The sequence below is a fragment of the Deltaproteobacteria bacterium genome, assembly GCA_016178705.1.
Lineage (GTDB): Bacteria > Desulfobacterota > Binatia > HRBIN30 > JACQVA1 > JACOST01.
Window position 1 is genome coordinate 233,783 of sequence record JACOST010000009.1, and the last position, 25,726, is coordinate 259,508.

29 protein-coding genes are annotated in these 25,726 nt (G+C 63.5%); 13 read left to right on the forward strand and 16 right to left on the reverse strand.

Features of this window, described 5'->3' with window-relative positions; all coding sequences use genetic code 11:
- Positions 1–897: a tRNA (adenine-N1)-methyltransferase gene (locus HYR72_05280; GenBank protein ID MBI1814368.1), complete on the forward strand. Its 897-nt coding sequence runs from the start codon at positions 1–3 to the stop codon at positions 895–897.
- Between the two features lie 47 nt (positions 898–944).
- The gene (locus HYR72_05285) at positions 945–1,682 is read left to right on the forward strand and encodes a 5-formyltetrahydrofolate cyclo-ligase (GenBank protein MBI1814369.1); all 738 of its coding nucleotides are present in this window, start codon (positions 945–947) and stop codon (positions 1,680–1,682) included.
- Between the two features lie 16 nt (positions 1,683–1,698).
- Here HYR72_05285 and HYR72_05290 read toward each other — a convergent pair whose 3' ends face one another.
- Entirely contained in the window at positions 1,699–3,081 is a 1,383-nt protein-coding gene (locus HYR72_05290; GenBank protein ID MBI1814370.1) for a HAMP domain-containing histidine kinase, read from the reverse strand.
- Positions 3,082–3,271: 190 nt separating this feature from the next.
- On the opposite strand from HYR72_05290, the gene HYR72_05295 reads away from it, so the two are divergent.
- Together HYR72_05295 and HYR72_05300 are read left to right on the forward strand one after the other, a co-directional pair.
- Positions 3,272–3,688: a Zn-ribbon domain-containing OB-fold protein gene (locus tag HYR72_05295; GenBank protein ID MBI1814371.1), complete on the forward strand. Its 417-nt coding sequence runs from the start codon at positions 3,272–3,274 to the stop codon at positions 3,686–3,688.
- 79 nt (positions 3,689–3,767) lie between these two features.
- Positions 3,768–4,208 carry a hypothetical protein gene (locus tag HYR72_05300; protein ID MBI1814372.1) on the forward strand — a complete coding sequence of 147 codons (441 nt, stop codon included), beginning with the start codon at positions 3,768–3,770 and terminating at the stop codon, positions 4,206–4,208.
- A 10-nt stretch (positions 4,209–4,218) separates the two neighbouring features.
- Here the strand turns inward: HYR72_05300 and HYR72_05305 are convergent, their stop codons facing one another.
- Positions 4,219–4,920 carry a hypothetical protein gene (locus HYR72_05305; GenBank protein MBI1814373.1) on the reverse strand — a complete coding sequence of 234 codons (702 nt, stop codon included), beginning with the start codon at positions 4,918–4,920 and terminating at the stop codon, positions 4,219–4,221.
- 221 nt (positions 4,921–5,141) lie between these two features.
- Here HYR72_05305 and HYR72_05310 point away from each other — a divergent pair, with 221 nt between their 5' ends.
- Positions 5,142–5,384 carry a helix-turn-helix transcriptional regulator gene (locus HYR72_05310; protein MBI1814374.1) on the forward strand — a complete coding sequence of 81 codons (243 nt, stop codon included), beginning with the start codon at positions 5,142–5,144 and terminating at the stop codon, positions 5,382–5,384.
- Positions 5,385–5,454: 70 nt separating this feature from the next.
- Here HYR72_05310 and HYR72_05315 read toward each other — a convergent pair whose 3' ends face one another.
- Together HYR72_05315 and HYR72_05320 are read right to left on the reverse strand one after the other, a co-directional pair.
- Positions 5,455–7,125, reverse strand: coding sequence for a hypothetical protein (locus tag HYR72_05315; protein MBI1814375.1), 1,671 nt, complete (start codon positions 7,123–7,125; stop codon positions 5,455–5,457).
- Between the two features lie 43 nt (positions 7,126–7,168).
- Complete coding sequence (locus HYR72_05320; GenBank protein ID MBI1814376.1) at positions 7,169–7,777, reverse strand: hypothetical protein; 609 nt, start codon at positions 7,775–7,777, stop codon at positions 7,169–7,171.
- Between HYR72_05320 and HYR72_05325 the strand changes: the two genes are divergently transcribed.
- The 3 genes from HYR72_05325 to HYR72_05335 all read left to right on the forward strand — a co-directional run bounded on the left by HYR72_05325 (position 7,761) and on the right by HYR72_05335 (position 8,846).
- Entirely contained in the window at positions 7,761–8,282 is a 522-nt protein-coding gene (locus tag HYR72_05325; protein MBI1814377.1) for a hypothetical protein, read from the forward strand. The genes HYR72_05320 and HYR72_05325 overlap by 17 nt on opposite strands.
- Positions 8,283–8,450, forward strand: coding sequence for a hypothetical protein (locus tag HYR72_05330; protein MBI1814378.1), 168 nt, complete (start codon positions 8,283–8,285; stop codon positions 8,448–8,450).
- 72 nt (positions 8,451–8,522) lie between these two features.
- Complete coding sequence (locus tag HYR72_05335) at positions 8,523–8,846, forward strand: hypothetical protein (GenBank protein MBI1814379.1); 324 nt, start codon at positions 8,523–8,525, stop codon at positions 8,844–8,846.
- A gap of 340 nt (positions 8,847–9,186) precedes the next feature.
- Here the strand turns inward: HYR72_05335 and HYR72_05340 are convergent, their stop codons facing one another.
- The 6 genes from HYR72_05340 to HYR72_05365 form a co-directional block, all read right to left on the reverse strand.
- Positions 9,187–9,591, reverse strand: a complete 405-nt coding sequence (locus HYR72_05340) for a response regulator (protein ID MBI1814380.1) — start codon at positions 9,589–9,591, stop codon at positions 9,187–9,189.
- Positions 9,592–9,722: 131 nt separating this feature from the next.
- Complete coding sequence (locus tag HYR72_05345; GenBank protein ID MBI1814381.1) at positions 9,723–10,487, reverse strand: hypothetical protein; 765 nt, start codon at positions 10,485–10,487, stop codon at positions 9,723–9,725.
- A 561-nt stretch (positions 10,488–11,048) separates the two neighbouring features.
- Entirely contained in the window at positions 11,049–12,125 is a 1,077-nt protein-coding gene (locus HYR72_05350) for a hypothetical protein (GenBank protein MBI1814382.1), read from the reverse strand.
- 61 nt (positions 12,126–12,186) lie between these two features.
- Positions 12,187–13,434 carry a hypothetical protein gene (locus tag HYR72_05355; GenBank protein ID MBI1814383.1) on the reverse strand — a complete coding sequence of 416 codons (1,248 nt, stop codon included), beginning with the start codon at positions 13,432–13,434 and terminating at the stop codon, positions 12,187–12,189.
- A gap of 56 nt (positions 13,435–13,490) precedes the next feature.
- On the reverse strand, positions 13,491–14,813 hold the full coding sequence (locus HYR72_05360; GenBank protein ID MBI1814384.1) for a hypothetical protein: 1,323 nt from the start codon (positions 14,811–14,813) through the stop codon (positions 13,491–13,493).
- A 247-nt stretch (positions 14,814–15,060) separates the two neighbouring features.
- Positions 15,061–15,855, reverse strand: a complete 795-nt coding sequence (locus HYR72_05365; protein ID MBI1814385.1) for a hypothetical protein — start codon at positions 15,853–15,855, stop codon at positions 15,061–15,063.
- Between HYR72_05365 and HYR72_05370 the strand changes: the two genes are divergently transcribed.
- The 5 genes from HYR72_05370 (at position 15,839) to HYR72_05390 (ending at position 18,500) form a co-directional block, all read left to right on the forward strand.
- Entirely contained in the window at positions 15,839–16,018 is a 180-nt protein-coding gene (locus HYR72_05370; GenBank protein ID MBI1814386.1) for a hypothetical protein, read from the forward strand. The genes HYR72_05365 and HYR72_05370 overlap by 17 nt on opposite strands.
- A gap of 6 nt (positions 16,019–16,024) precedes the next feature.
- On the forward strand, positions 16,025–16,372 hold the full coding sequence (locus HYR72_05375) for a hypothetical protein (protein ID MBI1814387.1): 348 nt from the start codon (positions 16,025–16,027) through the stop codon (positions 16,370–16,372).
- Complete coding sequence (locus HYR72_05380; GenBank protein MBI1814388.1) at positions 16,373–16,891, forward strand: hypothetical protein; 519 nt, start codon at positions 16,373–16,375, stop codon at positions 16,889–16,891. It abuts the gene before it with no gap.
- A 36-nt stretch (positions 16,892–16,927) separates the two neighbouring features.
- Complete coding sequence (locus HYR72_05385) at positions 16,928–17,341, forward strand: hypothetical protein (protein MBI1814389.1); 414 nt, start codon at positions 16,928–16,930, stop codon at positions 17,339–17,341.
- 172 nt (positions 17,342–17,513) lie between these two features.
- Entirely contained in the window at positions 17,514–18,500 is a 987-nt protein-coding gene (locus tag HYR72_05390; protein MBI1814390.1) for an LLM class F420-dependent oxidoreductase, read from the forward strand.
- 10 nt (positions 18,501–18,510) lie between these two features.
- Here HYR72_05390 and HYR72_05395 read toward each other — a convergent pair whose 3' ends face one another.
- The 6 genes from HYR72_05395 to HYR72_05420 all read right to left on the reverse strand — a co-directional run bounded on the left by HYR72_05395 (position 18,511) and on the right by HYR72_05420 (position 25,726).
- Positions 18,511–20,001 (reverse strand): wax ester/triacylglycerol synthase family O-acyltransferase, encoded by a 1,491-nt coding sequence (locus tag HYR72_05395; protein ID MBI1814391.1) that lies wholly within the window; start codon positions 19,999–20,001, stop codon positions 18,511–18,513.
- Between the two features lie 76 nt (positions 20,002–20,077).
- Positions 20,078–20,899, reverse strand: coding sequence for a bifunctional DNA-formamidopyrimidine glycosylase/DNA-(apurinic or apyrimidinic site) lyase (gene mutM, locus HYR72_05400; protein MBI1814392.1), 822 nt, complete (start codon positions 20,897–20,899; stop codon positions 20,078–20,080).
- A 9-nt stretch (positions 20,900–20,908) separates the two neighbouring features.
- Positions 20,909–21,751, reverse strand: a complete 843-nt coding sequence (gene rsmA / locus HYR72_05405) for a 16S rRNA (adenine(1518)-N(6)/adenine(1519)-N(6))-dimethyltransferase RsmA (GenBank protein ID MBI1814393.1) — start codon at positions 21,749–21,751, stop codon at positions 20,909–20,911.
- Positions 21,751–22,752 carry a tRNA (adenosine(37)-N6)-threonylcarbamoyltransferase complex transferase subunit TsaD gene (gene tsaD, locus HYR72_05410; protein ID MBI1814394.1) on the reverse strand — a complete coding sequence of 334 codons (1,002 nt, stop codon included), beginning with the start codon at positions 22,750–22,752 and terminating at the stop codon, positions 21,751–21,753. The genes rsmA and tsaD overlap by 1 nt, the downstream gene beginning before the upstream one ends.
- A 3-nt stretch (positions 22,753–22,755) precedes the next feature.
- The gene (locus tag HYR72_05415; protein ID MBI1814395.1) at positions 22,756–23,421 is read right to left on the reverse strand and encodes a tetratricopeptide repeat protein; all 666 of its coding nucleotides are present in this window, start codon (positions 23,419–23,421) and stop codon (positions 22,756–22,758) included.
- A complete protein-coding gene (locus tag HYR72_05420; protein ID MBI1814396.1) occupies positions 23,399–25,726 on the reverse strand; it encodes a PBP1A family penicillin-binding protein in 2,328 nt (775 codons plus the stop codon). Before HYR72_05420 ends, HYR72_05415 begins: the two co-directional genes overlap by 23 nt.

The following is a 25,726-nucleotide window of genomic DNA, read 5'->3' on the forward strand; positions in this document are numbered from 1 at the left end:
ATGACGGATTCTCCACGGACCGCTCGTCTGGTGGCCGGCGACAGCGTGTTGTTCATCGACCACAAAGAACGCGAATACCTGCGCACGCTGCGAGCGGGCGGCCGGGTCAACTTGCGCAGTGGATCGCTGCAAGCCGATCAGCTCATCGGGCAGGAAGAAGGCACGGTCGTTTACAACACGGCGCGTGAGCCGTTTCTGATGCTGCGGCCGACGTTCGCGCAACTTATTCCGAATCTGCCGCGCAAGGCGCAAGTGATCTACCCGAAGGACATCGGGCCGATCCTGCTGTGGGGCGACATGTATCCGGGCGCCACCGTCGTCGAGATCGGCGCCGGCCCCGGCGCATTGACGATGGCGCTGCTGCGCGCGGTGGGGCCGCACGGCCACGTCACCTCGTATGAGGCGCGCGCCGACTTCGTCGAGATGGCGCGCCACAACGTCGAGCAATTTCACGGACCAGCGGCCAATTGGACACTCAAGTTGGCCGACGCGGCGGCGGGCATCAGCGAACGGAACGTCGACCGCATGGTGCTCGACCTCGCCGAGCCGTGGCAGCTACTGCCGCAGATCAAAGCCGCGTTGCGCCCGGGCGGCCTGGTGATGGGGTACGTCCCCACTGCGTTGCAGATCAAAGAATGGGTCGACGGGTTGCGCGCGCACGGCTTCGGGGCGGTGCAAGTGATGGAGACGCTGCAGCGCTTCTGGCACGTGAAGGCCCGCAGCGTTCGGCCGGAACACCGCATGGTGGCGCACACCGGCTTTATCACCGTTGCCCGCCGCCTGGCCGCGGCGACCGCGGCGGCCCTTGCAGAGCAGCCGACGAACGTTTCTGCCGACGATGCGGATACCGAGGCGCCCGACGACGCCGACGACCCGACGGTCGACATTGACTCTTGACCTTGGGCTGTAGTAGCGAGTCGTCTCGTCTGGTCGCGTTGTCGCTCATGACCAAGGACGATTTACGACGCAAAGTCTGGATGCGGTTGAAGTTGGCGGAAGCGATTCGCTTCCCCGCCGTCGAAGGACGGGTGCCGAATTTTGCCGGAGCCGATCACGCTGCGCTGTTGCTCGGGGAGCTGACGCTCTGGAAGCGCGCGAAAGCGCTCAAGATCAGTAGCGACGCCCCGCAACGCAGCATCCGCCACCTCGCCATCGTGCAGGGCAAGATCGTCTACATTCCCGTCCCACATCTGCGCGGGGACAAGTGCTTCGTCGAGATTGATCCCGAGCGACTCGGCGTCCGCGCCCTGCGGGCGTTGAGTATCAAGGGCGCCTTGCGATTCGGTCGCTTGGTGGCACCACATGAGATGCAGCCGGTGGATCTCATCGTCTGTGGCTCGATGGCGGTGAGTCGGCAAGGCGCGCGCCTGGGCAGCGGGGGCGGCTACTGCGATCTCGAGTACGCGCTGTTGCGCAAGGACGGCAAGGTCCGCGAGTACACGCCGATTCTGACGACGATCCATCCGCTGCAAATCGTCGAGGAGCGCATCCCCATGCGCGGGCATGACCTTCCCGTCGACTTTCTGGTTACTCCTGAGCAGGTCATCGCGGCACCCAGCCTGCACCCGCGACCCCGCGGCATCATGTGGGATCTTTTGGCTGAAGAACGCATTCGAGCCATTCCCGCTCTGCAGCGTGGCCGTCGCGAAGTCCGCGGCGCCCCGACACCACGGCAGATCTAGGAAGCGACTACGTCAGTCATAGCTGCCCTGGATGCGGAGCCGCGGGCCGCAGCGTAAACCAAAAGGTCGTGCCGTGCTCGGGGGCGGCCTCCAACCAGATGCGGCCGCCATGCTTCTCGATGATTTTGCGGACGAGAGTCAGGCCGATTCCCTCGCCGGACGCGCTGCCGTTGGCCAGGCGATGAAAGAGTCGAAAGACGGCCTCGTGTTTCGCCGCAGGAATTCCCGGTCCGGTATCGCGCACGTAGCAGATGCACGTGCCAGACTCGCTCCGGGAACCGATCTCGATACGGCGCAAGGGTCGGTCGTCCATGTACTTGATCGCATTGTCGACCAGATTGCTGATCGCTTGACTGAGCCGCCCGGGATCGCCGACCACCACCGGCAGATGGCCGAGCGCGACTGTGATCGCCTTCTGGTCGAGCTGATAGTGAAACGAATCGATTATCTTGCCCACCATCGGTCCCAGCGGCACCGCATCGGTGGGATGGGTGCGCGTCGCGATACGCGAGACGTTCAACAACGAACCGATCAGACTATCCATGCGGGCCGCCGCCGCCGTGACAAACCGGATCGACTCCTCGATGTCCGCGAGGGTGGCGCGGCTCTCGGGACTCGCCGGTCGTTGCTGCTGTAGCTCATCGAGCCCGATCTGGATCTCACGGGTAAAGCCTTGCACGTTGATGAGCGGTGCGCGCAAATCGTGCGAGGCCACGTAGAGGAGATCCTCCATCTCCTGGTTTGCCACCGCGAGCCGCGCGCTCTGCTGCTCAAAGGCGGCGGCCAGATCGCCCTGGGCTGTCAGCGCCTGCTCCATCGCGTGGCGGGTGCGAAACTCGCGCACCCGCAGGGCGCGTCCAGCCCGCAGACCGACGAGGGCAACCGCACTCGCGGTGAGGAGAAACGACACGTGAATCGCGAAGCGTCCTACATTCAGCATGTCCCCCTGGACCAAGGCGGCGATGAGGTACGTCATCACGATCGTCCCGCAGAGCAGTATGGCGTCGCGCACGCGCCACGGAATGCCCATGACGAGTGTGAGAGTGAGCAGGACGAATACAGCGAAGTATGGTGTGTCGTATCCTTCCAAGAGCACGAAGATACCCGCCATCATGAACGCGACCGCGATACCCAATAGCGTAGCCAGCCACTCCGGACGGGTCCTTCCCACCGAGTGCCAGCGCAGCGTCCCGTAGATGGCGGCAGTGAGCGTCACGCAAGCGAGCCGCGTCGTGATCAAGACACCAAGGTGTTGTCGATAGAACCAGTAGTCGGGGATCGCATAGAGCGGCGCGATCAATAGCGTCAGCATGCACGCGACCTCGGTTCGCCGACGAAGCAGTCGGCGGCTTTCCGCATTGAATGCCTCTTGGAGGCGCGCTTCGAGAGTCTCAGCCATGTCCGGGGCTCACCACGCGGGTCTGCACCAGGTCTGTGGGCTGCAAGCCATATGCCGTGTTCCCCGCGGCTCATGGGTTCGCCGTTCGGTTCATCTACGGTTCGGCAAAGCAGCCCGAAATTGTAACGGGGTACAGATTTGGACGCGCGTGCGGTTGCACGTGCAAGCCGGGTTCGATAAACGCACCGCGATGTCAGACTACAAGCGGCCACTGCCGCAGCCAGATCGCGAAACCAGCTTCTATTGGGAGGCGGCCCGGCGCCATGAACTCGCGATTCTGCGCTGCGATCGCTGTGGCTACTACATCCACTACCCGCGGGCCGAGTGCCCACGCTGCGGGGCGAGCAGTTTGCACCCGGGTCGCATGAGCGGTCAGGGAACTGTGCACTCTTTCACTGTCACCCACTACGTGTCCGCGCCCGGATTCGAGGACGCGATTCCGTTCGTGGTCGCGCTGATTGAGCTTGCCGAACAACCAAACCTGCGAATCACGGCGAATTTGCGCGACTGCCCACCAGCGGCGGTGCGCATCGGAATGCCAGTCGAAGCCGTATTTGACGATGTCACGCCAGAGATTACGCTGCCGCAGTTTCGACCGCGGCAGTAGCGACTGCACCGCGATTGCGAGAGCGCGCGGGTTCTGATTAGAATCGCGTGATTTGATCCCGCGCGGTGAGGAGGCATTGATGTCAACACAAGGAAATGGCGAGAAGAAGGAGCGATCCTGGCCCGCAGTAGTGGGCTGGGGCAGCTTGGCCCTGTTCAGCATCGGCTTCGTGTGGGTCATCAGTACCCAGCTCGGCGAGTCGTGGAGCAAACGCGAAGAGGAAGCCAAGAAGACCGTACGGGAGTACAAACCCGACAACACGCTCACGCTGGATGACATGACCAAGGTGCTTCTGACGCAAGGGACCGACGTCGACGTGTTTGTCGGTGAGTTCTCATGGGAGTCGAAGCAGAAGGACGGTCCGGAATACGAAGTGATCCTCACCTGGCGAGAAGGCAACCATCATCGCCAAGCGGTGTGGCGAATCGATCTCAAGAACAAGGACGTCCGACCTCAGGGTGATGAAGCGGCCGCCATTCCCAAGCGTGCCGCCGAGAAGCGAGCGAAGGGAGGGGCCTGAGGCGCCGACATCAGGGACGGTCACCCTTGGCGCCTCGCGCTGGCCGCCGGCGTCGCGCCTGAATTCGTGAAGTGCGTTCGCGCCACTTCTGCACGCTGAGCGCATGCCGCTCGATCATCTCAGCGGGACAGCGGTACATGAACCACCGTGAGGCCGCACCGATGCAGATGACATCGTCCAGCATTCCGATGCTGAGCGTATCGGGAATCAAATCCCGCCCTACAATCCAGTAGACTACCGCTGCGATCAGCGCGATCAACCCCAAGCGATCTGCGCGTCGATCGAACACTGAGAGCAGGTAGACCGCAGCGGCAAACGGAACGTAGCGCTGAAACAGACGCCAGCGATGGACTCGCCATTGGGCGACTAAATTGCGGTCGAGCATCGACGCCGCAACCGCGACCCCCAACAACCCGGCGACGCGCGTGAGCCATCCAAGCCAGATGTGCACCGCCAATCGCAAGAGATTCGTGATCCGATGGTACCACCAACGTAGCGACCGATCGCTCAGCCCTTCGTCCGACGTTACGTTCCCTTGTGCTGCCAACGCCTGTCCCTGCATCACAACGTCAACGCCTTGCCCAACGTCCCACGGAAGCGAAGCGCCGGCTGCGGGAGTCGGCGCGCTAACAAGCGCCAACAGCCCTGCGCACGCCATCGCGGCTGCCAATGCCGTTCTAACGCTGCGAGCGACAACGATGAGCATGCTCATACCAATGCTGCAGAGCACGCCTGAATGTCAAACAGCTCCCGGTGTCACGAAAGCGCAAGGCGGCGCAAAGGCGCCAAGCCAGTGTCACCCACCTTTGGTGCGCGCTGCATACGAGCCGCGCCGCGGATGCTGCATCGGGGTACGGCCGTCGTGGCATATGGCTTGCTCGATATCGGCTCAGCATAGGTTGGTGATCAAGTGGATCACCAGGAAGGATCAATATGGAGGATCAGATTGGCAACTTGGTGCGGACGCTACGCGCTCGTCTCGGAATGACCCAAGAGGAATTTGCGCACGCCCTCGGACTGACCGTCGGAACCGTGAATCGCTGGGAGAACCGTCGCTTCCGGCCGAGCAAATTGGCCCGTGCGACGATTACCGAATTCGCCCGCCGTCGCGGCATCGCAATCGAGCCGAATCCCGCCATCGCCGACTCAATCGAGGATCAGCGCAAGGTGGCCTGACGAAGGCGTCGCCGCTCCGTCTTCTTAGGCGAGTCGAGGCACGCCGATTCGAGAATTCGGACCGCTCACCCTAACCCTGACCAACGTCAAACACGCGGTCGTCGCCGAACTCGGCGACCTTGCGCCAGGCCGGCTCGGCCGCTTGCCATATCAACTCAGTCGCCGCATCCAGTTCGGCATGATGCACGACCACCCATCGAACTTTCGCCCGCTCTCGCAGCATTGTGAGCGCGCCGGGATCCGGTAGGCGTCGTGCCACCGTGCGGAGTTCCGTACTCTCACGCGCCGGATACCCGGTGAACCCGTTGACCAATGGAAGCCAGTGATAGGTGCTGAAATACATGTAGCGGCTCTCGCGCTGAAAGCCGGGAAAACTATCGTCGCCCACTGGAATCTCAACACATACTCCGCCTTCACCGTGTATTCGTAACCAGAGGTAGACAGCGGGAACCGCTGCGCCGACTGGGACCGTCTCCAATCGAAGGTGGGCGCCAGGAAACCTCCGCCCCTCGAAGATGATCGCGATCGTCAATCCCAGCGCGACCAGCCTGCGAACGTTGGGCCGGGCTCCGACCAGATGCATCATGCGCACGCTTCCGCGCGCCGCCAGCAAGGCCACCGCCAAGATCACCAAAATCCCGAACCGCAACGGATAGCGCACCGCACTCATTCCGGGGACGAACCAACCCAGGATGCGGTACGGAAGGGGAATCATGATCGCACCAATCGGCCATGCCGGGCCCTGGGTGAGGATGTACCCACCCGCGGCGAGCGTCAGGAGCGCCGCGCGTCCCGGCCACATCTCGATCCCCAACCGCCGACACCCCAGCACACTGAGTGCGAGCGTCGTGACGCCGAGGTACAGCTCGGTACCAGGCATGAAGAAGCGCCTCCACGGCTCCGCCGCCAGCAGAAAGGAGATGGCCATCGGTTGCTCGTATGGATCGTTCGGAATCACGCCCGATGCCCGCAGCCGCAGATAGGGCAAGCTCATCGGCGCCACCAAGACCGCGGCCGAGCCGACGGCGGCGGCAATCGCCCGCCATTGTCTAGCTGTAAGCGCCCGCGTCAGGAGTGAAGGAAGCAAGAGCAATCCGATGGTCAGAAACGCGAAGTACCCGAGATAGAATGATGTCAACGTTTGCATCGCGAGCAGACCACTCAGCGCGAACAGGTAGTGTCGATTTCCCAATCGGAGATAGCGCGACAAACACAGTACGATGAGCGGCAGATAGAATGTCGCCAACAACTGCACGCGCGTCAGCTCGTTGAATCGCCATGGGCTGAACGCCAACACGCACCCCGCGAGCCATCCCGCCATCGCACTGCCTGTGAGTTCCCGCGCCAAGAGAGCCATCGCTACTCCGGTGAGGACGAAGGACAAGAGCGCGAGCACTTGCGTCGCAAACACGGGATTGTCGCTCAGGAGGTACAACGGTGCAAACAGGGCTTGATAGCCCAGCATGTGTTCCGATCCGGCGAGGGCCTGATTCATCGGCACCAGCACGTTGCCGTTCCACATCTGCAGCGGAGCGGTGGTCAGCGCGTGCGTACCCCAAGAAAGGATCCACAAGTTGAGGAATATATCCTGCCGCCACCACGCACCCGAGGCACCGTAGATGCGCGCATCTACCACGTGGTCCCACAGCTGTGGGCTCAAGGGCCACGTCAGCGCAACCGTCGCGATCGTGAATGTCAGCGCCAGAATGAAGAGGTGTTGCCGTCCGTGTCGTTGCCGCACTAGGCTCTACCTGCAGGTGGACAGACGATAGTCAACCTTCGCCTCACGGTGCGCGAATGACAAACGCGCTGGCGACGCCCGGATTCCCGAGCTGATCGAGCACCCGAACGGTCAGCAATGTATCCCCACTCGGAAAGGCCAGCTCACTACCGATCACCGCGCAAAACTGAACCTTGCTCATGCTGTTGACAAAAAAGAACGAGCCAGCGGACCCCGTGCAGGCCTCGCTTGGCGCCGTGCGCGCACTGAATCGGCAGCCCAAGTCATTGAGAGCATCCGAGATCGGCTGTGTGACATCGAAGCTCGGCGGACTGACCGCCGGCACTCCACCGATCTTTGGTTGGGCCGCATCGCACACCGCAGCGCTGGGATTCGCGCCCAGCGACCGCGACGACTCAATCTGGAAGGCCGGTCGCGCCGCCGGATCGTTCGGATCGTAGTCGAATACCGAGGTGGCCGGGCTCGATCCACTCGGGCCCTTCTTCGCTTCCACGATGAGGAAGAACCCGCGGCTGAGAACAACCGGATAGACGGGGTGTCCGCTGGTGTCCGTACCGACCGGCGTGCGTGGCACGCCGGACAGCGAGGCGACGCCGGCGTACGAGACGTCGGCGCCGATTGGGATCGGCGTCAGCGTGCGCGTGGGTGTCACAGTGGCCGTCCGCGTCGGCGTTACGCTCCGCGTTGTCGTCGGCGTCCTGGTCGCGGACGGAGTTAGGGTGACCGTCACCGTTGGTGTGATGGTTCGCGTCGGCGTCAACGTCTGCGTGATCGTTGGCGTCATCGTGATGGTTGCCGTCAACGACGCTGTCGCGGTTCGCGTCACGGTCGCGCTGCTTGTGGGTGACGGCGTCAATGTAGCCGTTACAGTTCGCGTCAGTGTCACCGTAGCCGTCTGGGTCTGCGACGGCGTTGGGCTCGGGGAGATCGAGGGCGTAACCGTTACGCTGGGGGTGCGTGTCGCCGTGTTCGTTGGCGTCTCGGTTCGTGTGCTGGTGCTGCTGGCGGTGGGAGTAAGCGTGACCGTCGGGGTCACCGTGGGCGTAAGCGACGGGCTGATCGTACCCGTCATGGTGCGTGTGAGTGTCGCGGATAGTGATGGCGTCGGGGAGTTGGTAGCGGTTCGCGTAACGGTCGCCGTGCGCGTCGCCGAGTAAGTGGGGGTTGGGCTTGGTGTCACCGTCGCCGTAGTCGATCCTGTCAACGTCGCGGTCCTGGTGGCGGTCGGCGACCAGGTTGCGGAGCGACTCGCGGTCACGGTCGCCGTGCTCGAGGGAGTCCGCGTCGCGCTGCTCGTCGGGGATAGACTCGGCGTTGGTGACTGACTCCGGGTACGCGTCGGCACCGGCGTGTCGGGGGCGGTCGAGGTGGGAGTTGGCGAAGGCGTAAACGTCAAGATGCGCGTCTTTGTTGGCGTTGATGTAAAGGTCGGCGAACTCGTCCTGGTGAATGTCCGCGTCGGTGTTTCCGTGATGATCGTTCCGGTCCGCGTCGCACTCGCCGTGGTCGCCGTCGTCGATGGCGTCTCCGTGGCAGTGGTGGTGACGGTCGGTGACGCAGACGGACTCGGTGTCGCCGTCGCCGAATGGGTCCGTATTGGAGTCGGCGTCAACGACGGCGTCTCGGTCTCGCTCGGCACCACCCTCGTCGGCGTGCGGGGCGACGGCGACGCGAGCGGTTCCGTCGCCGTCGGTGTCACCGATTCACTCGGCGAGGGCTGAGGACTTGCCGAAGGAGTTGATGTCACGCTCGCTGAGGGCGTCGGCGAGAGCGTCGGCGGTGCTTGCAGTTGTGCGGCGATCACATCCGCTGCCGAGAGCGCGCCGTCATGATTGGCATCGAGTTGCGGGCACAGGGCGCCCTCACCGAACAGCCCGTTCACCACCGCCGTCACCAGCGCCGGACCGCTGGTTGGACACGAGTCGATCCCCCTGGCAACATCCGCCGAGACCAGCACCAACACTATGGCCGCTGCGACGACTCGGACGGCGACGCTTCGCCCCGATCCCACACGACCTTCTCGCTGTTCCAAAATCGTGCGAAGCGAAAGCCGCAGGACTCTCAGTTACCTGCGGGCTTCGCCCGACCCTCGGCCAATAGCCGCTCCAACTTCACGCGTACCAGACTCGGATCGACAATTGGCTTGGCCAGATAGTCATCACAGCCTGCTGACAGAGCCTTCTGCTCGTCGCCCGCCATCGCCTGCGCTGTCAGCGCAATGATGGGGATACCTCGGCCCCGATCCGACGCGCGAATCCGCCGCGTAGCCTCCCAACCATCCATAACCGGCATCTTCAAATCCATGAAAATCAGGTCCGGAGGAGGGCTTGCCTCGACGATCTGTAGTGCCTCCTGGCCGTTGCTTGCCTCGACAATATCGAATTCGCCGATCCGCTTAAGACGGTAGACGAGAATCCGTCTATTATCGAGATTGTCCTCAACCACCAGAATCCGCTTGAGCGTCATAGGCCTTCTTGTAGCGCAACCCTTCACGAAATTCGAGTCCAAATCCGCAGCGTACCGTCCAAAAGAAAAGGGCCGAGAACGCGATCACGTCCCCGGCCCTGCTTGCACCTGCAAGACTTACAATCTGGACACTACGGCGCCGGAATTGAAATCGTATCGCCGAATCCAGCTCCCCGGCTACCGTCAAAGTGCAGATTCGCCGCTGTCGAGAACGACCCGCGCGCACCGCTGTGCGTCTCCTCGGAAATGCCGAGCAATCCGTGCCCAGCTTCGTTGGTCGGCACGCCACGGATACGCGTTTGACCCGTAATCGTCCCTTGAACGCCAACGCTAAAAATCGATGTCGCGTCGCCCGGATCGACCCCCGGAACGCTATCGATGTCGGACAACCGCGTCGTTTCGAAGCACTGCACGTGCCGATTCGACGAGAAGCGCTGTTCGAATTCGTTGATAATCAGCAACTGCGCCACCGTGATACCTGGCGGCCCGATCTGGGTTTCGGGGGCCTCTGTGCACGGCACCAGCGTCAACGTCGTTCCAACCGAGTCATTGTCACCGAATGGATCAGCCCCATCGAAGAAGTGATCCAGAATCAACGTTCCCGGGCACGACGCGTGAGTCGCGGTGGTGCAGTTGCCACCGTTCGTCCCCAGACAGAGCACCCCAGTGTCGATCGGTCCCGATGATGCCCCGACCACACTTTGGATCCCGATCGCGCTGTACTCGCGTACATCGACGCTGCCACCATTCCCCGTCGTTGACGCATAGATTCGCGCCGAACCGGTAAAGTCGTTGACTCCGGTTAGCGCCTGCGGCGTGGAGCCGGCCGTTACGGTGTCAACCTCGATGCACTTCAACTCGCCGATAAAGGGTTGGCGTGGGACGCCTTTGATCACCCCTTCCTGAGGATCGCCACAGGGGTCGCCGGGTCGGTTGCACGGCAGAGTTGTCGTATTCTGGCTTGCTACGAAGCCGATTGGCTGGCCAGGGCTCGCACCGATTTCAAAGTTGTCAGCGGTCCAACTGGTCACGCACCGCTGGCCACTCGCCCGGCAATTGAGGGCGGGATCCGAGCTATTCGGATCGCAGGCATCCGGATTGGCGTTCCCGCACGGTCCGCCGCAACAGCTATTCGCTCCCACCCAAAAGCAAAGTAGGTTGGCGATATCCGAACTGGTATTTTGAATCTGGATCACGGTATCGACACTCACCCCGCCGGTCAGTGTCCCAGCCGTGTCTACGAGTACCTTTGGAAACACCAGAACCGCAGCCCCTTGATCCGATGCGACGATCTGACCTCGCGCGCCGCTGCTCATCAGGAGAACGGCCACCGCACCCAACCAAGCAAGGGCGGCTCGTGAGTGGTCCGGCCTACGTGTACGCATTGCCCGTCTCCTTTCATCCATCAAACGATTACCCGCTGCGTGCAATCGCTCCATGATTTCCACCTCGTCGCCCTATTCCCCGGAAATCCGAATCGACGCAGGCGAGCCAGCCGGGCCCGTGGCTGGCAGATTCGAAGCCTTGTCGGCACCCAACTGCGACATGTTTATCGAGGACGTAGCGCTGTTGCTGTTGCTATCGGTCACCACGCTGTCGAACACGCCCAGCAGACCAACCTGAGAGTTTGGCGTCAAGATAGCCGTGTAGAACTGCGTCGGCGCTCCGCTGAAGTACGACCCAAACACTGAGCCACTACCGCCCAGCGCGAGTTCGCGCCAGCATGTGACATTCAGTGCACCGTCGAACGACAATTGATTCTCGAATTCGTCGATGCGATTGACGCTCACCGACACGCTGGCCGGCACGAGGTTCTCGAAATCCGCCGAGCACGGAATCAACGTCATGAAGCTGCGCGATACAGATCCCGATCCTAAGACAGGGTCCACATCGAGATCGCGAACGCCGGCAAACTGCAGGGCCCTTGGGCAGCCGTTGTATTCGGCGCTGCCGTCCGCTTCATTCGCAACCGTATCGTTCAACAGAAGTAGATCATCGTCACTGCCGTTGACTGCCTTGATCGCTAGTCCGTTGTACTTCGAGACGTCGCCCGACTGCGCATTCTTGAGCGTAGCGTCGCCGATCAGGGAGTTTCCTGCACTCGGTCCGCTGCTGTCGACCTGAACACAGAGAAGCTCGCCTTGGAAGCCGGCCGTAGCGGGAGGAACCGCACCCGGGTCAAGGCCGTCGTTGTCATCGGTGAAGTCAACCGGGCGCCCAGCACTCACCTGCCAGTGTGTCGGCTGCAGGCGTGTGAGCCAGATATTGAAATCCGTTTCCTGCCAACGCGGCTGCAGCGTGTTCGGATCCCGCGATCCGTCGACGTAGAAGCAGTGGGCGTGGGCCGTCATCGTCGAGATATTGCTGATCTGAATGATCGTGTCGCGCGTTCCATCCGCTATGACCTTGGGAAAGATCAAGATAGAACCGGGCCGCTCCGTCGACACGTCTGCGCGCGCCGCGACGGCAGCCGTAAGCGCGAGGGCGCACGCCACCAGTGTCGAGCCAACGCGCAGGCTGTTCATCGTCCTCATGGCCTTCCTCCTTTTGTACGCATACCCGTGGCCTGTTCGCTCATCCGCGGCCCCATCGCCGTTACGGAATCGTAATGGTATCGCCCGCCGTACGTTCACCGTCTTGGTGTACGTTGTACGCCGCGCTGCCTACGACACCGTTCTCAGGTTCGGTCATCGTCAGGCGGGCGGCACCGAGCAGTCCCGATCCAATCCCACGGACTCGCGTTTGGCCACCGACCGTACCCGACACCGCTGCATTCCAAATCGAATGTTCGGGTTGGGTAGTATCGATCAACGACAGCTGGCTCTTGAAGAAGCAGTCGATGCGCCGACTGGTCGAAAACCGTTGCTCAAACTCGTTGTAGACCAGGAATTGCGCCGTTGATACGCCGACGGTCCGGTCAGCTCCGGTCAGATCCTCCGAACAGGGAACCAGCGCCAACTCCGTCGTCGAGCTTTCCTCAAGCAGGATCGTAGTACCATGGGGCGGTGGGCTGGTAATCGGATTGATCGCGCCATCGAACAGGTGATTCACCACCAACGTCTGCGGGCAGGCGTTGTACTCATTGCCGATGTCGAGGCTGGTGTCGCCGTTGTTGTCGCCGGTAGAAGTTAGGCCGACGGCATTGTAGGTCCCGACGTCAATGGTGTCATCTTCCTGAATCGTTTCGATGGTGGCTTCGCCCTTCAAGTCGTTGGTGCTCGGGGCGCCGTCCTCCGCTGGCGGTGCATCGGTATCGCGATCGATCTCGACGCACTTCAGTTCACCCATGAACGGATCTTCCGGTGCGGGAGGGATCAGGGTTCCAGCATTCGTCTGGTTTACATCGCAGCTGTCGCCGCCGCGGCAATCGCTCGCGTCCTTGCATGGCTTCGGAAACTGTGCGGTCGAACTGCTGCAAATCTTGCTCGGGCCGTGCAACGGGAGAGAGGAACCGGAGAGGCCTTCCGATGCCCGCCAACCGAGGGGCTGTTGAGCGGTCAATACAATCAGGAAGTCGGTGACGGTCCAGCCCGGCACACACGAGCCAACCGAATTCGCTGCGCCCAGGCAAGCCGAGGACAAGGTGCAGGGTTCGCCGGTATTGGTGCAATGACTGTTGCCGTTCACATAGAAACATTTGGCAGTCACGGCGTTGTCCGGGTCCATATTACTCAAGCGGACGACGGTGTCGCGGCCGTTTAGTGTATCGACATCAATGCGCGGAAACACCACCCCAGCCGCCGGTCGGTCGGACCGGGACAGGGCCTTAGCGCCTGACGCAAGGGCCAGCACTCCCACCATAGCAACCGCCACCGCGGCGCCGATTCGAGTTCTCGTCAGCATTGCCGATCTCCTTTCTCTGCAGGACCCGTGTCTCATGGTTGCCACAATCAGGCCCGTCACGGGGTCGCCAGGGTGTTTATGGTATCGGTGGCGCACACCTGGCCAGGATCGCAGTCGCCATCGGTGATGCAGTTCACGTCGGTTAGGCCGACATTCGGAACCAGGCAACGGCCGCGATTGCCGGCTGAGAAGTGCAGATTGATCGCGTCGACCCCGATGCGCGTAGTATTGATGGAATTGGCGTTGTGGAACTCTTCCGCCACCGCCAAGATGCCCGAGGTCGCGCGGCAGGTATTGAACTCGCCCCCGTTACCGCCGCAATCCGCATCGTCGGTGCAAACGATCGTGGTGTTAGTTGTACAGCGTAAGCCGTTCGCAGGTCGGACGGTCGTCTTCGCAAACGAGCTGCCCAGCGTGCCAACGGTGAAGTTGGTGTTGATCCGTCCAAGCGTGTTGTTGTACCAGCAGGTGAAGGTGACCGAGGCGGAACGGCTGCCGCCGAAGTGATTTTCGAACTCGTCGAAGATCGCGAACTGGGCCGCGACTGTCGTCGGTCTGGCGTTCTCGATATCAATGGTACACGGCACCAGTGTGATCTCCGTCTTTACCGTCGATGGCGCACCCGCAACAAGATCGGTGGCGCCGTCGGCGTAATGAGTGAGCGTCAGCGATTCAGGACAGGCATTGTACTCCGAGCCATCCATGACGATCGCGCCACTGGTAACCGGATCGAGAGAGACGATTCCGATCGCATTGTATTGGCTGATCTGAGTCTGTCCGAGGGTTTCGATCATCGCCTCACCGTGGATGGCGTCGGCTCCCAACGGATTGTCGCTTGCACCGTCGGTCGTGTAGCAAACCAACTGTCCGCGGAAGCCAGCGGCCGTGGGCGAGATTGCCGAGGTGATATCGTCCGTGCTGCCGGGGCACTTCTGGCTGAGGCCATCCGCCTGGCATTCACCCGGGCTGAACGTGTCCGACGGATCGTTCGGCTGGCGACCGGTTGAAGCGCGCCACACGAACGGCTGTTGGCGCGTCAGGCTAAATTCGAAGTCCGAAAGACCCCAAGTCACGCCCTGGATCGCGTCGCAGGCCTGGCCGGCCGGGCAGTCCGCGTTTACCGAGCAGATGTTTCCGTTGACGCTGCAGCGACCACTGCCGTTGATGTACTCGCAGTGGATCGTCTGCACCATCGAGGTGCTGTTCGTAATCTGAATGAGGGTGTCGCGCGTCCCATCCGCGATTACCTTCGGAAAGAACAGCACCGACGCCAGTTGGTCGGTGGTGGCGTCGGCTTGGGCGCTGCCCCACCATAGCCCCAGCAGTGACAGCACGGTTCCCAGGCCGGTCAGCCAAGGATTTCGCTTCAGCACACGCATCGCACGCCTCCTTTTCGTCAGTACGCCATCAACGCATCCCGGGTTGGCGACCGTCGCCCCCGGAAAAATGCTAACGCTGTATCGCTCATTTGCCCTAACGTGTCAAGAGAAAAAAGAAAAGCCGTCCACCTTCGGATCATCCTCGCACCACCTCACCGTCAAACCTGCAGACGCACCGTTAGCGCGACCTTATGGTCGATCTCGCCCACGTTGTCAATAAAATCTCGCACCGAACGCCGTGCCGCCATCATGGGCCCGGGGTTGGCGACGGGAGCACGCGGACGATGATCTGAGCGGTCGGCCCAAAGTTCGGGCTCGCGCCCCCCGGCCCCGCCGGAGGCGGATCGTCGCGCAACTGCACCGTGAGCAATGTGTCGCCGACCGGGAAGCGCTGTAGCGTATCGACGGCATCGCAGAACTGCGCCGTGGAAAGTGGATTGACGATGGAAGGGTTGCCGAATGGATCGCGCGTGCACGCGGTGCTCGGGACTTGCGTGGCGAATCGGCATGCGAACACTTTCAGCGCGTTCGTGATCGCGGCATCGCCATCGGTGAACGCCGGGGTCGGAATCGCCGGGATGATGCCGTTGATTACGCACGACGCCGTGCTGCCGGGGCCAAGTTTGTTGTTCGATTGAATCTGCAAATCGGGCCGATCGTAAGGCGACGTTGCGCTCTGTGCGACCAACGAGGTTCCGACGGACGGACTGCCGGGTTTCGGGAACCCTTCCACCACGATGATCCCGGCGCGCTCGTCGCGGACCGTGAACACACGCACGTTGCCGACGAACTCCGGTGTGGCCGTTGGTGTCCCGCTGCAGCAGGCGGCTTCTTGGCAGCCAAGCGCGCAACCATCGGGGCGGTAGATACCAAAAAATCCGATGCGCGGGCCCGCCTGTGGCGGCGTCGGCGTGCGCGTCGGCGTAACCGTGCGTGTCGGGGTCGTGGTGCGCGTCCCGGTTGCGCTCGGTGTCGAGGACGGCGTGCGGGTGAATGTTTGCGTTCGCGTCGCGGTCGGCACCAGCGTGAGCGTCGCTGTCACTGTCTCGGTTGTCGTCTTCGTCGGGCTCGCGGTCCACGTGATTGTGGCGCTCTGCGTCGGGGTACGCGTATCCTTCGATGTGCGTGTCGGAGTGGTGGTAACGGTTGCCGTCGGAACCGGCGTGTCGGTGGCGGTGCGGGTACCGCTGCGCGTCGCGGTCTGAGTGCGCGTGCGAGTTTCCGTCAATGTTGGGAACGGCGTAAACGTTTCGGTCGTCGTGCGCGTTGCGGTGCGCGTGAGCGTCGGCGACGGTGGTAATGTTTGCGTGACCGTCCGCGTCGACGTGCGCGTCACGGTCGCGCTGGCCGAAGCGGTGGCGCTGCCTGTTGCGGATGGCGTCGCGGTATTTGTCACGGTCTTCGTGCCCGTTCCGGTGCGGCTGGGCGAACTCGTCGCGGTTGCCGTCGCCGTACCGGTCTCCGTACCGGTCGCAGTCGCGGTCCGCGTCGGCGTGCGCGTAACAGTGGCGGTGTCCGCAGGGGTGCCGAAGGGCGTCTCCGTAGGGGTGACCGTTTGAGTGGGCGTATCAGTCGGCGTGCGCGTGATCGTCTCGGTCCGCGTGATCGTGGGAGTTCGGGTGAATGTAGGAGTCAGCGACGGGGTCAACGTCAGAGTAAACGTCCGCGTCTTGGTATCGGTTGGTGTCGGCGTCGGCGGCCCCGGCGTATCGGTGATCGTCGGCGTCGCGGTGATCGATGGTGTGCGCGTCGATGTGCGGGTGCTCGTCAGACTCGGCGTTGCCGTGAACGTCCTGGTCAGCGTCGGCGTCGGCGTAAACGTAAGCACGGCTGACCGCGTTGGCGTTCCGGTGAGCGTCGATGTGCGCGTCACTGTGCCGGTGCGTGTCGGTGTCGCACTGATCCCTTGGGTGGCCGTCGGCGAGATCGACGGCGTCGTGGTCGAGGTCGCGCTCGGTGTCGGTGTCTCTGATGGTACCGGCGTGAGTGTCGGCGTCGCGGACTCATTCGGCGAGAGCGACACCGTCGCAGTCGGCGTGTCGCTCGGAGTCAGTGAATGCGCCGGGGTCAACGTGTGACTTGGTGTCACCGAGTCAGTAGCCGTCGGCGACGACGTGATGGTTTCGGATCCGGTCGGTGTCGCCGTGTGCGGAGGCGTGACGCTCGACGTGCCGGTCGCGGACGCCGTGGCGCTCGCGGTTGACGATGGGGTGCTAGTCGAAGTCGCCGTTGGCGGCGTCGTGGTGAGTAGAACCTCCAGTGCCGTCAAGTCGGGGCTGCTATTGCGGCCGTCTTGGTTCACATCCGAGGCGGCGCACACACTACCGTTGAAGATGGCGGTGACGACGGCGCCAAGGTCGCGTTGGTCTACGACGCCGTCGCAGTTCGCATCACCGCCCAGCGCGTGGGCGCGCGAGACACTCGTGACGCTCAGGAGCACCGCCAGCAGTGGCCCCGACCAGGACCACCGCCGACCGGTGCGCCATCTCTCCCCCGTCATCCGTACCTCTTTCCGCGCAACCTCATAACCGTTCGATTGCCCGCGCACACAGCGGGCGCACTTGAGGATGTTTCGTATGCGTGATGGGCGACGCCTTTGCAAGCGACGCGGCGCCATTTTGCTGCGCGGCCAACACAATTTCACTTGCCAAACGACGCGCATTTTGTTCCGTCTACCGCGACCCGCCGAAGGAGACATCGATGAACCTGGGAAAATTGGCGCTGAGCTTGCCCCTACCACCAAACGTACCCGCCTGTCTCGATTGGGCGCGACGCTCCGAGCAACTCGGCTACGAAAGCATCTGGATCGCCGAAACCGGCGGCGCCGATCCGTTCGTGCTCGCCGGCGCGGTCGCGCAAGTCACCGCCACCGCGCGCATCGGACTTGCGGTGTCACCTGTTTACATTCGAACCCCGGCGACCATCGCCGCCGCCAGCGGCACCGTGTCGCAACTGGCACCCGGTCGTTTCATTCTTGGCCTCGGCTCGTCGAGCCACGCGATCGTCGAGAACTGGCACGGCACGCCGTTTCACAAGCCCGTCACCCGCGTGCGCGAAACCGTGCAGATCGTGCGCGCGATGCTGGCGGGCGAGAAGCTCAAATTCAACGGCACAACACTCCACACTCAGGGCTACCGCCTGATGGCGCCGCCCGCCGGCTCGGTGCCGATCTACGTCGGCGCCCTGCGCCCGCCGATGCTCGAAGTCGCGGGCGAGGTCGGCGACGGAGTTGTGGTGAATCTCTTTCCCGCTGCGGCGCTGCCGACCATGCTCAAGCACGTCGCCGTCGGTGCGCGGCGCGCTGGCAAAGACGCGGCGCGATTCGAGGTGGTATGCCGCCACCAAGTCTTGGTCACCAACGACAAGAACGGGGCGCGCGAAGTGTTTCGCGCCGGCTTGACCGGCTACTTCGCGACGCCGGTCTACAATAAATTTGCGGCCTGGTACGGCTTCGAAGAAGAAGCCGCGTTGATCGCCAAGGGATTCAAGACCGGCGACCGCGAGATGACCCGCAAAGGCATGACCGATCGCTTCGTCGACAGCCTCGGAATCTTCGGCTCGCTCGAAGAATGTCGCGAGCGCATCGCCGAGTTCGTCGCCGCCGGGGTGACGACAACCATCATCAGTCCGCTCGCCTTCGATCCCGAAGCCATTCGCGCGACGATCGAAGGGCTCGCGCCGCGCTGAGCGATCGCGGCTAGCTCGCGGCCTGCGCCGGCGGTACCGTCTTCGCTCCCGCCGCACGGGCACGCTTACGCGCCGACGCCGCCGCGGAACGCGACGCGGCCTTCTGCGCCGCCACCTGCAACTCTTTGAACGACGACTCGAGCGCAACGATGAAATCGTGCAGATCGGGGATCTGCTCCCAATCCGCGTTGACGCCCCAGTAGAGTCCTCCGTTGTAACTGAACAGACCCACCACCAGCGCGAGATTCTCGAACACCGGTACAACGGGATACGACGTGCGCATCGTCGCCCCCTGCATGTAGAGCGGAATCTGCGGCCCCGGCACGTTGGTCACGATCAAGTTGTACGGCCGCGCCCGCGACGCCAGCCGCACCGCTTGCACGAGCAGATTGGGAACAGTCCACTCGCCAATCGCGGTGAGCACTTCACCGCCCAAGGCTTGCTTGGATTCCTTCAGGCCCGCCGTTGTTGCGTGCACCGCGCGCAGCCGCTCGACCGGATCAGCCAAGCGCACCGGCAGCGGCGCGGTGAGTTGGGTTACTCGGTTGCCAAGGTGGCCGCGCTCGTCACTCGTCCGCACGCTGACCGGAATCATCGCGCGAATGTCCAGCTCGCCGGGATCCAACCCGCGTTGCGCGAAGAATGTTCGCAGGGCGCCGCTCACTGTTGCCAACACGACATCGTTGAGCGTGCCGCCCAGCTCATTCTTCACCGCCTTCAAGTCAGCGACCTTCATTTCCGTCCAATCGAAGCGCCGATACGGCCCCACCTCGACGTTGAGCGGCGACGGCGACCCGGGATTGAGTGCCGGCGCGAAGGCCTCGACCACACCCGCCGCCGATTCGGCAATCTCGCGCAGCCGCATCGCCGGCTCGCGGACGATGTCGTAAGCCGCGCGCAATGCCTCGACGGGTTGCCCGACGCGACGCACCGCTTCGTCGATGATCAGGCGCGTGCGGGTCGGCGCCCGCCGCGGCCGCCACTCTTGCGGCACACCCACTTCCGCGTCCGGATTCGGATCCATGATCACCGACATCAGATCCGCCCCCGAGATGCCGTCGATCATGCAGTGATGGGTCTTGCTCACCAGCGCGAAGCGATCGCCGTCCAACCCTTCGACCACCCACATCTCCCACAGCGGCCGCTTGCGATCGAGCGGCTGCGACATGATGCGCCCTACCAAGCGCTTCAACACCCGTTCGTCGCCCGGTTGCGGGAGCGCGGTGTGCCGCACGTGGTAGGCCAGACGGAAGCGATCGTCGTCGATCCAGATCGGGATCTGCTCGTACGGAATGTGCGCCAAGCGTTGGCGGAAGCGCGGCACAAGATGCAGGCGCGCATGAATCGCGCGGCGAATGCGATCGATATCGATGCCGCCGGCGGGCAACCGAAGCGGAGCCGCGTCGAAAATCAACACGCCGCCCACATGCATGTGGCAATTGCCGTCTTCGATCCCCAAGAACGATGCGTCCAAGGCACTCAGCCGTTCGTAGTACGCCATCACTTCGCCTCCAATGACCGGGCCGCTTTCCTAGCACGAGCACCGGGCCGACGAACAGCGGAAACTCGCCGAAGCCCTACCGCTGACAGCGCGGGCAGTAGAAACTGCCGCGGCCACTCTGCACCACCCGCCGGATCGTCGCGCCACAGTCGAGGCACGGTTCGCCAGAGCGGTCGTAGACGCGCAAGCGCAACTGGAAATAGCCGGGGCGTCCGTCGCCATCGCGATAGTCCGAGATCGAGCTGCCGCCGAGATCGACCGCTTCGTTCAGCACGGCGCGCAACGCGTCGAAGAGCGGTTCAACTTCGGTCCGCCGAATGCGCTGCGAGCGACGTGTCGGGCGAATGCGCGCGCGGAACAGCGCTTCGTTGGCGTAAATGTTCCCCACGCCGCCGAGCACCGCCTGATCGATGAGCAGATTCTTGATCGCGCGCTTACAGCGCCGCAGCAGCGCATCGAATTGCTCCGCGGTGAACGCCGGATCGAGCGGATCGGGGCCGAGTACGGTGAGCTCTTTCCACTCGTCAACATCGGCGGCACTGCCGACCTCAAGCAGACCGAAGCGGCGCGGATCGTTGAAGACCAGCTCGGTGCCGTCGTGCAAGCGTACGCGCACGTGGTCGTGCCGCTCCGCGGTAGCGATGGCGTCGCGCACCAGTAGCGCACCACTCATCCCCAAATGGGCGAGCACGCGGTCGCCGTTGTCGAGATGAAATAGCAGATACTTTGCCCGTCGCTCGACATCATCGATACGCCGGCCGATCAGGCGCGCCGCGAAGTCTCGCTGAATTGGACGGCGCAGCCGCCGTTCGCGAATCTTCACCGCAACGATGCGCCGCCCCACCACGCGCGGCAGCAACGACCGGCGCACGGTCTCGACTTCAGGCAACTCGGGCATCGGCGGATGCTATCCCAACGGCGTAGCGGCGTCGGCGAGTTGAGCGAACTCTTCGAGCGTCACCGTTTCGGCTCGCCGCTTGTAGTCAATGCCGACCGCGGCCAACACACCCGCCGGGTCCGCTAACGCAGCGCCCAGTGAATTGACGAGTTGCTTGCGGCGTTGCTGGAACGCGGCCCGCACCACGCGCCGCAACATCGACGGGTCGCGCACCGAAATCGGCGGCGTCGCGTACGGTTCGACGACGATGACCTCCGACTGCACCTTGGGACGCGGCACGAAGGCGGCGGGATCGACGTACACACCGTGACGCACGTGCGCCCGAAACTGCACCAGCACCGACAGCGCGCCGTACGCGTCGTCGCCCGCTTGTGAACGAATGCGATCGGCGACTTCGCGCTGCAGCATCAGCACCAGTTTGGAGAACAGATCGGCGCAATCGAGCAGCTGGAACAGCACCGGTGTCGAGATGTTGTACGGCAGATTGGCGACGACGATGGTCGGCGCGACGCACAGCGCGCGCAGATCGGCCTTGAGCACGTCGCGCTCGACCACCGTCACGTGCGTGTGGTCGGCGAAGCGCTCACGCAACCGCGCTGCGAAGTCCCGGTCGAGTTCGATCAGACACAAGCGGCGGCAACGTCGCGCCAGTTCGTCCGTCAATGCGCCCAGGCCAGGTCCGATTTCGAGCACGGATTGCGTGCCCGTCAAGTGCGCCAAATCAACAATGCGACGAATGACGCCGGGATCGGCGAGCAGGTGTTGCGCCAGCCGTTTGCGCGGACGCCGGTCGATGGCGGCCAGTTCGCGTCGTAACTTGCCGCGGGGCGTCGCGCCTGCGTGACGCGGCACTACAGCTCCAGATCCGCCGCGGCGTTGAGCGTGAAGGGATCGCAGTCGCCGCGCGCCAAGCGCCACCCGCCGGCGTAGGCGATCATCGCGGCATTGTCGGTGCAATAGCGAAACGACGGCATGCTCACGGCGAGCCCGAATTTCGCGCCAGCCGCGAGCGCGCGTTCACGCAAGCGCGAGTTCGCCGCCACACCGCCGGCAATCACCAGCCGGTGCGCGCCCACGTCGTTGGCCGCCGCCAGCGTGGTGTCGAGCAACTGATCGACGACCGCTTCCTGAAAGCTCGCGGCAACGGCGGCGATCGCGTCGCCCACGAGCGCCTGATCACGCACGTATTGCCACACCGCGGTCTTGAGCCCGCTGAAGCTGAAGTCGAATAGTCGCCCGCTGCGCCCGGGCTTGATGCGCGCGCGCGGAAAGCGGATCGCCTCACGATCGCCGGTGCGTGCAAGCTCGTCAATCGCGCGGCCGCCGGGAAAGCCTAGGCCGAGAATCTTCGCAACCTTGTCGAACGCCTCGCCGGCCGCGTCATCGCGCGTCAGACCGAGACAGCGATAGCGGCCGTATCCCTCGGCCCAGTACACGCTGGTGTGGCCACCCGAAACCAACAACACCAGATACGGGAACGCCACCTCGCCTTCGAGTTGCGGTGAGAGCAGATGACCTTCGAGATGATTGACGCCGACCAGCGGCAACCGGCGCGCGAAGGCGATCGCCTTCGCCGTGCTCAGTCCGACGAGCAGCGATCCCACGAGCCCCGGTCCCGCTGTGACTGCGATGCCGTTGACATCCGCCAGCGTCACGTGGGCCTGGCTCAGCGCCTGTTCGATCACCGGAACAATCGCGCGCAGGTGTGAGCGCGACGCCAGCTCCGGCACGATGCCGCCGTATTTCTGGTGGACGGCATCCTGCGATGCCACCACACTCGATCGCACTTCACGATCGACCAAGACCGCGGCGGCGGTATCGTCACACGAGCTTTCAATGCCGAGGACGATCATGGGTCACGGTGCCGTCGCATTCCCTCCCAGCCGAGTGATGCCGGCGGAGGCAGCGCCGCTGTGCGGATCCATCGCGAGGGCTTTGCGATAGGCGGCGCGGGCATCGGGGAAGCGGCCGACCGCCTCGAACGCCGCGCCCTGCAACGCGTACGCGCGCGCGGCCCACGGGCGATCATCGCGGGCGCTGAGCAGCGCAGCCTTGTCGGCAAATGCGATGGTCTGATCATAGTTGTGCTTCTCGTAGTGAACGCGGGCGAGAAAGTAGTAACCGTAAGCGTTGGACGGATCAATGGCGAGCGCGCGCTCGAGGCGATCCAACGCGTGATCGTAGTCTTCCTGCACCAGCAGGGTACGTCCGTCCTCGATCAAGCGCAGCGACGCGGCGACGTTCGGACGCGTGGCGTCGGTGATCTTGGGGAGCAGCGACGGCGGCTCGACCTCTTCCTCTTCCGCTTCCGCTTCCGGCGATTGCTCGGGCGTCGCCGTCGCGGTGGGTGTCGCCTCGTCGGCCGCCGGCGGGTTGGTTGGCGTCGCGGTGGCCGCGGGCGTGCGCACCACCAGCGGCGTGGCAGCGAGACGTTCGCGCTGTGGCCGCGGCGGGGCCAGGCAGCTCGCCAGCGCGAACACAACCAATAGTGACAGTCGGTCACTCAACGTAGTCAGGCGCATGGGTAATCGGGGCAACGCCGGGTGTTTCTTCGCCGAGGGGATGTAGATGACATGGCTGCGTCGGTTCGTAGCCGGTGAGAAAGGCTTCTTCAATCACCTCGACGCAACTCGGCGTCGCCACCTCGCCGCTCAGATCGTCGATGTTGACCAGCGTGACGCCCGGCGGCGGCAGAAAGGGCGTCTCCGGTCGCCCGGCGGTCGCGCGCTTCATGAAGTCCGTCCAGATCGGCAACGCGGCTTCGCCGCCGGCGAGGCCAACCGGTTTATTCTGATCGAAGCCGACCCAGACGACGGCGAGCAGATCCGGCGTAAAGCCCGCGAACCAGGCGTCGTGGTAGTCGTTGGTGGTGCCGGTCTTTCCCGCGGCTGGGCGTTTGAATCCGAGGCGACGCGCCGCCCTGCCGGTGCCGTGATCGAGCACCCCCTCCATTATATGGATGAGCAGATACACCGGCGCGGGATCGACGACGCGCTCGACCGCGATCGGATTGCGCTCGATCGGTGTCCCGCTGCGATCGAGGACGCGTTTGACCGACAGCGGCGTCGCCTTGAGGCCTTGATTGGCGAGCACGCCATACGCCCGCGCAATTTCCAGCGGGGTCACCTCCACCGCGCCGAGGGCCAACGAGGGCACTGCTGGCAAGTCGCTGGTGATGCCGAGTTGCTGCGCCACCTCGCGCACGGCGGGAATGCCGAGGTCGCGCGCCAAATGCGAGGTCGCCGCGTTGAGTGAGAACTCGAGCGCGTGGCGCACGCTGACTTGGCCGAAGTAGCGGTTCTTGTAATTGGCCGGCGACCACACCTGGTTGTCGAACGCCCACTCGAACGGCTCGTCGTCGAGCGTCGAGGCCGGCGTAATGACCGGACCGCGGTCGCCGCTGCGCAGGAATGCGGTGAGGTAGACGAACGGTTTGAACACCGAACCCGGTTGCCGCTGCGACTGCACGACGCGGTTGAACTGCGTCGAGCGGTAGTCGCGCCCACCCATCATCGCCTTGATCTCACCGGTCTGCGGCTGCAGTGCGATCAGCGCACCCTGCAGCGCTTCGTTGGCCTTGTCGCTGCGCAATCGTTTGTGGTTCTTCTCCAGCTCCTCGAGGCCGTGGCGCAGCGTCGCTTCGGCCGCGCGCTGCATCTGCATGTCGAGCGTGGTGAAAATGCTGAGACCCTCCGAGGTCAAGACCGACACCGGGTAGGTGCGCGCCAACTCTTGGCGCAGGAAGTCGACGAAGTAGGGCGCGTCGTTACCGGCGGGCTTGGGCGCGGCCAAACGCAACGGCTCGGCGATGGCGTGCGCGTACTGCTCGTCGGTGATGTCTCCCCGCGTGTGCATCAGCGACAGGCCGTAGTTGCGCCGCCGCAGCGCGCGGTCGGGATCGCGGAATGGCGAGTAGCGATTGGGCGCCTTGATGACCGCGGCGAGTAACGCCATCTCGGCCACCGACAGGTCTGCGAGCGGTTTGGCAAAGTAGAAGTTCGCGGCCTCCCATACACCGAAGATGCCCTGCGCCCCGCGCTGGCCGAGGTAGATTTCGTTGAGATACGCTTCGAGGATCTCACGCTTCGAGTAGCGGCGCTCGACCACCAGCGCCATCGCGAACTCCTTCAGCTTGCGACTCAGGCTGCGTTCCGGCGTGAGGAGAAAATTCTTCACCAGTTGCTGCGTCAGCGTGCTGCCGCCCTGCACGGTCTGGCCACTGCGCAGGTTAACCCACAGCGCGCGCGCAATGCCGAGCGGATCGACCCCGTGGTGTTCGTAGAAATGCTGATCTTCGATCGCCATGATCGCGCGCACCAGCAACGGCGGCACTTCGTCGAGAGTGACGAGGCGCCGCTCCTCCCAGATGTTCTCGTACAAACCGGTGATCAGCTCAGGTTCGAGCTCGACCTCGAACAGTTCGTCGTGGCTGTCGAGACCCTCGATACGAGTCACCGTCGATCCGCTCCGCAGCAAGCGAATGCGCGCGCCAGTGCGGAGCCCGCTCGCAAGCAGAAAGTCGTGCAGATAAATGTCGGTGGTGTTGCCCTCCACCGCAAACTCACCCTGGTGCGTCAACTCGCCCTTCACTTCATGGTAGTTCAGGCGTTGCAAACGATCGGTGAAGCCGATGCCATCGAGGTCCAATCCGGCGAAGATGAGACACGAGTCCGAGTAGATCTTCGACGGGAAGTCCCACCGCTTGCCGGCAAACTTCTCCGCGACGACTGCGTCGAGTTGGCGGAAGTACGGCACCGCGAGAATCGCGGCAACGCCGACGACTCCGACGAGCAGGACCAGCACGCCGAGTATGAGCCGTCGCAGCAT

Coding starts and splice junctions, on each gene's coding strand:
- HYR72_05280 (MBI1814368.1), top strand. CDS start 1: ATGACGGATTCTCCACGGACCGCTCGTCTGGTGGCCGGCGACAGCGTG.
- HYR72_05285 (MBI1814369.1), top strand. CDS start 945: ATGACCAAGGACGATTTACGACGCAAAGTCTGGATGCGGTTGAAGTTG.
- HYR72_05290 (MBI1814370.1), bottom strand. CDS start 3,081: ATGGCTGAGACTCTCGAAGCGCGCCTCCAAGAGGCATTCAATGCGGAA.
- HYR72_05295 (MBI1814371.1), top strand. CDS start 3,272: ATGTCAGACTACAAGCGGCCACTGCCGCAGCCAGATCGCGAAACCAGC.
- HYR72_05300 (MBI1814372.1), top strand. CDS start 3,768: ATGTCAACACAAGGAAATGGCGAGAAGAAGGAGCGATCCTGGCCCGCA.
- HYR72_05305 (MBI1814373.1), bottom strand. CDS start 4,920: ATGAGCATGCTCATCGTTGTCGCTCGCAGCGTTAGAACGGCATTGGCA.
- HYR72_05310 (MBI1814374.1), top strand. CDS start 5,142: ATGGAGGATCAGATTGGCAACTTGGTGCGGACGCTACGCGCTCGTCTC.
- HYR72_05335 (MBI1814379.1), top strand. CDS start 8,523: ATGCGCGTCTTTGTTGGCGTTGATGTAAAGGTCGGCGAACTCGTCCTG.
- HYR72_05340 (MBI1814380.1), bottom strand. CDS start 9,591: ATGACGCTCAAGCGGATTCTGGTGGTTGAGGACAATCTCGATAATAGA.
- HYR72_05350 (MBI1814382.1), bottom strand. CDS start 12,125: ATGAGGACGATGAACAGCCTGCGCGTTGGCTCGACACTGGTGGCGTGC.
- HYR72_05355 (MBI1814383.1), bottom strand. CDS start 13,434: ATGCTGACGAGAACTCGAATCGGCGCCGCGGTGGCGGTTGCTATGGTG.
- HYR72_05360 (MBI1814384.1), bottom strand. CDS start 14,813: ATGCGTGTGCTGAAGCGAAATCCTTGGCTGACCGGCCTGGGAACCGTG.
- HYR72_05390 (MBI1814390.1), top strand. CDS start 17,514: ATGAACCTGGGAAAATTGGCGCTGAGCTTGCCCCTACCACCAAACGTA.
- HYR72_05395 (MBI1814391.1), bottom strand. CDS start 20,001: ATGGCGTACTACGAACGGCTGAGTGCCTTGGACGCATCGTTCTTGGGG.
- mutM (MBI1814392.1), bottom strand. CDS start 20,899: ATGCCCGAGTTGCCTGAAGTCGAGACCGTGCGCCGGTCGTTGCTGCCG.
- tsaD (MBI1814394.1), bottom strand. CDS start 22,752: ATGATCGTCCTCGGCATTGAAAGCTCGTGTGACGATACCGCCGCCGCG.
- HYR72_05415 (MBI1814395.1), bottom strand. CDS start 23,421: ATGCGCCTGACTACGTTGAGTGACCGACTGTCACTATTGGTTGTGTTC.
- HYR72_05420 (MBI1814396.1), bottom strand. CDS start 25,726: ATGCTGCGACGGCTCATACTCGGCGTGCTGGTCCTGCTCGTCGGAGTC.